This is a genomic window from Nostocoides sp. (genome assembly GCF_035343835.1).
GTDB classification, from domain to species: domain Bacteria; phylum Actinomycetota; class Actinomycetes; order Actinomycetales; family Dermatophilaceae; genus Nostocoides_A; species Nostocoides_A vanveenii.
In genome coordinates, this window is record NZ_DAOQZV010000033.1 from 1 (window position 1) to 5,964 (window position 5,964).

The 5,964-nt window shown below is 69.3% G+C and carries 6 protein-coding genes and 1 tRNA gene; 3 read left to right on the forward strand and 4 right to left on the reverse strand.

The features are described from left to right. Positions 1-364 (reverse strand): hypothetical protein (locus tag PKH97_RS04080; protein ID WP_324386129.1); only part of this gene is annotated, 364 nt, incomplete at its 3' end. A gap of 88 nt (positions 365-452) precedes the next feature. Between PKH97_RS04080 and PKH97_RS04085 the strand changes: the two genes are divergently transcribed. Then, a tRNA-Ser gene (locus tag PKH97_RS04085) sits at positions 453-537 on the forward strand. A 64-nt stretch (positions 538-601) separates the two neighbouring features. Here PKH97_RS04085 and PKH97_RS04090 read toward each other — a convergent pair. Continuing rightward, positions 602-1,237: a hypothetical protein gene (locus PKH97_RS04090; protein ID WP_324386130.1), complete on the reverse strand. Its 636-nt coding sequence runs from the start codon at positions 1,235-1,237 to the stop codon at positions 602-604. A gap of 212 nt (positions 1,238-1,449) precedes the next feature. Between PKH97_RS04090 and PKH97_RS04095 the strand changes: the two genes are divergently transcribed. Continuing rightward, the gene (locus tag PKH97_RS04095; protein WP_324386131.1) at positions 1,450-2,145 is read left to right on the forward strand and encodes a response regulator transcription factor; all 696 of its coding nucleotides are present in this window, start codon (positions 1,450-1,452) and stop codon (positions 2,143-2,145) included. Between the two features lie 32 nt (positions 2,146-2,177). Next, entirely contained in the window at positions 2,178-4,085 is a 1,908-nt protein-coding gene (locus PKH97_RS04100; RefSeq protein ID WP_324386132.1) for a propionyl-CoA synthetase, read from the forward strand. 61 nt (positions 4,086-4,146) lie between these two features. On the opposite strand, the gene PKH97_RS04105 is transcribed toward PKH97_RS04100, so the two are convergent. Further along, positions 4,147-5,463 (reverse strand): hypothetical protein, encoded by a 1,317-nt coding sequence (locus PKH97_RS04105; protein ID WP_324386133.1) that lies wholly within the window; start codon positions 5,461-5,463, stop codon positions 4,147-4,149. A 242-nt stretch (positions 5,464-5,705) separates the two neighbouring features. Continuing rightward, the coding region (locus PKH97_RS04110) for a hypothetical protein (RefSeq protein WP_324386134.1) at positions 5,706-5,964 on the reverse strand (259 nt) is incomplete at its 5' end.

Here is a 5,964-nt window from a genome sequence, read left to right on the forward strand (position 1 = left end):
CCACCGGCCACCCGCCCGCACCGACCATCCCGGGCGGGATCCCGGCCGGTGAGCGGGCCAGGCTCCCGCCCAGCAGCGCGGCCGTCGCGAGGGTGACCGGCCACAACCGGTCCGCGTGTTCGAGCACGGTCCCGCCGATGACCACGAGGGGAAACGACCCGAACGACTGCCATCTCGATAGCCGCCGCATGCCCCGGCTGAACGCGTAGCCCAACCACGCCACCAGCCCGACCATCAATCCCACGGCGACCCACCCGGGCAGGCTCTCCTTGCCCATGGACACGGCCGCGCCGATCGACATCATCGCCAGGATGCCCGGCGCGGCATACGCAATGACGGCGAGGGCGGCTGGGCGGCGGTTCACCGCCGCAGTATGCCGCCCGGCCAGGGCGAACGCTGCGCACCGGGCCGCGATTTCAGCGCGGGCACCCCCCTCGGGTAGCCTCCTCGACGGAGGATTCGCATAGTGGCCTAGTGCGCACGATTGGAAATCGTGTTGGGATAAAACCCTCGGGGGTTCAAATCCCCCATCCTCCGCCCGTCGCCCCGCGACCACCGACCGCCCCGGACCCCTGGTCCGGGGCGGTCGTCGTTCCCCCGATCACGACGGGGACGGCGTTGCCGAGGTCCCTGACGCGAGCCGGTGAACGATCCGCAACTCGGTCGCCGTCACGGTGATCGTGCTGATGTATCCGTCCTCCTCGGTGAAGCGAAGGGTCGTTGCTGCGGCGGCGGTGTCGTCGGCGGTGACGCTCAGGCGCATATCGGTCAGGTGCGCCCGAGAGAACGCGAGGAGCTCTTCGGGCGAGTGACCCGCCAGCCGATAGCTCGCCCCGGACTCGGGGTCGGTCACGTCCGTGGCCGTCGTCCCAGCGGGATAGCGCATGAACAACGGGGCATGGCGCAGTCCAAGGTCGGCGCGGGTCAGCCACATGCTCGGATCCTGATCCGTCGGCGCGAGCGCCGCCGCGGCCTCCTCCGAGTAGCCGAAGATCACCATGGCGCCGTTGACCGTGATGGCCCAACCCCGTCCCGCCGCGGTGAGGACGGTGCCATTGTCATTCGTCATGGCGTCGCCCCAGCCTGGCAGGCGTTCGCGCAAGTAGGCGACGATCGCGGCGTCCTCCGGTGCGTCGAGGTGCACCGTCGTGGCGAAATCCGAGGGGAAGACGGCGGTGACCCGCGAGTCCGGTGGGAACGTCAGTCCCGGCGGCGCGAGGAAGGTCCGATGATCCACGGTGATCGGCGCCGGCGCCTCCCGCGTCGTCGATCCAGTCAGCGATCCGATGACCGACGCCGAGGAGGACGGCCCAGCCGCCCTCGTTGGGCTCGCTGGCCCGCTCGTCGAGCCGCTCGCGGCAGCGGCGGATGGATGCGCGATGTCGGCGGCTCGGCTGCCGTCGACTCCGCCCCCGGCCAAGGCACCAGCGTCGAATTGCGGTGGCCCGTATGACGATTCGCGTGGCCGCCATCGATGATGACCGCATGCTCCTCGGGGGTCTACGACTGTGGCTTGGCCCGACCCCGGACGTCGATCTGGTGTTGACCGCCGCCTCGGTCGCCGCCTATGTCGAGTCCGGCTGTGCCGCCGATGTCGCCCTGCTCGACCTCAATCTGCGCGACGATTCCGACCCTGCGGACAACGTCCGCACGCTCCTTGCTACGGGCGCTCGCGCCCTGGTCGTCTCGACGATCCCCGAGCCGGAGGCTGTGCTTGCGACCGTCGGCGCCGGCGCGGCCGGCTATGTCACCAAGGATCAAGACCTTGACGTTCTGCTCGCCGCTATCCGTGAGGTTGCCGCAGGCGGCTTCGTCATCTCCCCCGAGCTCGCCTTCGTGCTCAGCCGCGACACCCGCCCAGGTCGCTCGCAACTCTCACCGCAGGAGCGAGCCGTACTCACGGCCTACGCCTCCGGGGCGACGCTCGCGGCATCGGCGCGCCGTGCGGGAGTCGCCTACGGGACCGCGAAGTATTACCTCGAACGCGTCAAACGGAAGTGGGCCGAGGCCGGCCGTCCGACCTATACCTCGATCTCGCCGACCGGGTGCGGGAAGACCGCTGGGATCAGCCCCCGCCAGCGTGAACCACGTGCCGCTCGCCGCGCCCCGACCGCCGCTGATCCACATCACAGTCCCCACCGCTAGCGCGACACGAGGCAACCCACCACCATGGCGGCATGAGCAATGGGGCCTACGCAGCGGCATACGAGCAATCCATCGGTGACCCGAACGCCTTCTGGGGCGCGGCGGCCGAGGCGATCGAGTGGATCACCGCGCCGACCACGGCGCTGGATGACAGCAATCCGCCCTTCTACCGTTGGTTCCCCGACGGGACGCTCAACACCTGCTTCAACGCTCTCGACCGGCACGTCCGCGACGGCCGTGGCGAGCAGGTGGCCCTGTATTACGACTCCCCTGTCACCGGAACCAAGAGCAGCCTGACGTATGCCGAGTTGCTCGACCAGGTGAGCCGGTTCGCCGGGGCCTTGGCGAGCCTGGGCGTCGAGAAGGGCGACCGGGTCCTGATCTATATGCCCATGGTGCCCGAGGCCGTGGTTGCCATGCTGGCCTGCGCGCGGCTCGGGGCGGTGCACTCGGTCGTCTTCGGCGGCTTCGCGCCCGCCGAGCTTTCGGCCCGGATCGAGGACGCGAAGCCCAAGGTCGTTGTCTCCGCCAGCTGCGGCATCGAGCCGTCACGGACCATCGCCTACAAGCCGATGCTTGACGGCGGACTCGACCGCAGTGAACACAAGCCCGAGGCGCTCATCATGCTCCAGCGGCCGCAACTCAAGGCCGAAGTCGGGGCGCGCGACACCGAGTGGGAGGAGATGACCTGGGACGACGTCATGCGCGATGCCGAACCTGCCGAGTGCGTCGAGGTCGCGTCGACCGACCCGCTCTACATCCTCTACACCTCCGGCACCACCGGCCGCCCCAAGGGCATCGTGCGCGATAACGGCGGACACGCGGTCGCGCTGCGCTGGTCGATGGAGAACATCTACGACATCCACCCCGGGGAGGTCTGGTTCACCGCGTCTGACGTCGGCTGGGTCGTCGGGCACTCCTACATCGTCTACGCGCCGCTGCTGACGGGCGCGACCACGATCGTCTACGAGGGCAAGCCGGTGGGCACCCCAGATGCCAGCGCCTTCTGGCGGATCATCGCGGACTATGGGGCGCGGGCGATGTTCACCGCACCCACGGCATACCGGGCCATCAAGCGGGAGGACCCGGAGGCCAAACTCCTTGCCGGACATGATATTTCGCAGCTGCGCAATGTCTTCCTGGCTGGCGAGCGGCTCGACCCGGACACCTACCACTGGGCCAACGACCTGCTGCACTGCGAGGTCGTCGACAACTGGTGGCAGACCGAGACCGGGTGGCCGATCGCCGCGAACCTACGCGGCCTGGAGCCGATGCCGATCAAGCCCGGCTCGCCGTCGGTCGCCGTGCCCGGGTATGACGTGCAGATCCTCGACGAGTACGGCGCACCCGTGCCCGCGGGGGTCGACGGAGCCATCGCCATCAAGCTGCCGCTCCCGCCCGGCACGCTCCCGACCCTGTGGCAGGACGACGAGCGGTATGTCGGTGGCTACCTGTCGGTGTACGAGGGCTACTACCTCACCGGCGACGGCGGGATGATCGACGAGGACGGCTATATCTACGTCATGGGCCGCACCGACGACGTCCTCAATGTCGCCGGGCACCGGCTCTCGACCGGCTCGATCGAAGCGGCCCTCGCCGGCCACCCGGCGGTTGCCGAATGTGCGGTCATCGGTGTCGCCGACGACTTCAAGGGTCAGGTCCCGCGCGGCCTGGTGGTGCTCAAGGGCGGGTATGACGCGGCCACCCAGGGCGCCCAGATCGCCAAGGAGCTCGTCCAGCGGGTTCGCGACGAGGTCGGCGCGGTGGCGTCGCTGAAGCAGGTCGACATCGTCGCGGCGCTGCCGAAGACCCGCTCGGGCAAGATCCTGCGCAAGACCATGCGCGAGATCGCGGACGGCAAGACCCCCACCATCCCCGGGACCATCGAGGACGCCTCGGTGCTGAACGCGCTGGCCGGCGTGCTGCGGCATACGCACTGATTGACGGCGGCCACGGGCTTCTCCTGACGGCGTGCGGGCGCCCCTGGTGGCCCCGCCGCGGTCAGGGGACGGGGACGGTCACGTTCTTCAGGAGGGAGAGGTTGCCGACCCGGTCGGTGGCGCGCAGGGACACGGCATACGAGCGCCCGGGCAGGGTGGCCGGGACGGTGTAGCGCCAGTTCGGCACGCTCACGTCGCCCCACACCACACCAGCCGACCATGTCGAGGCGGTCACCCACGTGGCATACCGGCCGTCGTAGTACAGGCCCGTGGTCAGGTCACGCACCCGGGCCTCGACGGTCGCGATGCCGCTGGCATCCGACGCGGCGCCGGTGAGGACCACCTGCCCGTTGACCACCGTCGGGCCGGCGTCAGGCGCCAATGCCGGCTTGACCGTTTCCGCCGCCGGACGTGGGCCTGGGCCGAAGACGGTGACCCGGGAGTTGACCTGCTCCATCACATAGAGCCGGCCGTCCGGCCCGAACTGCAGGCCCGACGGGGTCTTCATCTGCCCCAGCTTGAACCCGGCCCCAAGTCCGATCCGGCCCGTCACGGCATAGGTCGTCCGGGAGACGATGTCGACAAAGCCGGTCGTCGTGTCGGCGACGGCCACCTCGTCGCCCTTGATCGCCACGCCCCAGCCCACGCCGGGCAGCGTGATCGTCTTGAGGGTCTTGCCGGCGGGCGAGAGGACATAGAGCAAGGGCTTCGAATCGTGGGTGACCCACATATTGCCGTTGCTCGGGTCGACGGCGAGTCCGTGCAGCAGCCCAATCGTCGAGGTCCACGTGCGCACGACCGCCAGGGTCGCCGGGTCGATCACCCGGACCGCACCCGGGCGGCGCTCCAGGGCATACAACTGACCGTTGTAGAACTCCAGGTCGCCCACCCAGCGCGGGATCTCCGGGCGGCCGAGCACCGTGGTGAAGTCGGAGTTGAACCCGACGACCCCAGGCGGTCCTTCGAAACTGGAGATCCAGACGTCCCGGGTCGCCGGATTGACGGCCACGGCCTTGGGGTAGTTCATTCCCTCCGGCGGGCTCGACCCGCGCCGCCCGAACTGGTCGATCAGTTCGCCCGTCGACGAATACCGGTTGACCCGCTGCCCGAAGGCGTCGACCGTCAGCACATCGCCGGTCACCGGGTCGACATCGAGGCCGCGCGCCTGCGAGATGCCGGCCGGATCGGGCCGCATCGCCGGATCCGGGAAGTGGCGCACGTACGTCCCGTCGGGCAGGAACTCCCGCACCCGGAAGGAGCCGTAGTCCGCGCCCCAGACGTGGTTGTCCGGCGTGACCGCGATCTGCCGGGCCCCGTCGGTGAACTCCCCGTCCGCCAGGCCGAGCCCGGAGATCATGAATAGGTAGTTGCCCGACATATCGAACGCCGGTATGCCGCCCGCCACCGCATCGGAGAGATAGACCCGTCCCAGCGCATCATCGACCGCGACCCCGCGCAGGTCGCCCTTGATGGGCCCGGAGATGTCGAAGCGGAAGGTGCCGTCCGGCGCCCACGAGTGGATGACCTTGTTGCCGACATCCGAGACGTAGACGTTGCCGTTCGCGTCGGTCGCTGCACCGGTGAGGACCTTGAGCGTGGTTCCCGGCGCGCCCTGGGTGATCAGCAGTGCTGGGCGGCCGACTTCGTCGCGTCGTCGACGGTGAACTTGCGCACGACCGAGCCCGAGAATCCTTCGGGCACCCAGAGATTGCCTGATTTGTCGACGGTCAGCCAGGTGGTCGCGCCGGGCAGATCGAGGCCGAAGAGGTAGTTGCCGTCCTTGTCGTATTTGCGCACATCACCGCCGACCCGCCCCTCACCGGTCACGGCGACATAGATCGCCCCGTCGCGCGGGTCGACCCCGAGCGCCGACGCGACG

Excerpts from the sequence above, each read along its gene's own strand:
- PKH97_RS04105 (WP_324386133.1), bottom strand. The coding sequence starts at position 5,463 with ATGTCGGGCAACTACCTATTCATGATCTCCGGGCTCGGCCTGGCGGAC.
- PKH97_RS04100 (WP_324386132.1), top strand. The coding sequence starts at position 2,178 with ATGAGCAATGGGGCCTACGCAGCGGCATACGAGCAATCCATCGGTGAC.
- PKH97_RS04095 (WP_324386131.1), top strand. The coding sequence starts at position 1,450 with ATGACGATTCGCGTGGCCGCCATCGATGATGACCGCATGCTCCTCGGG.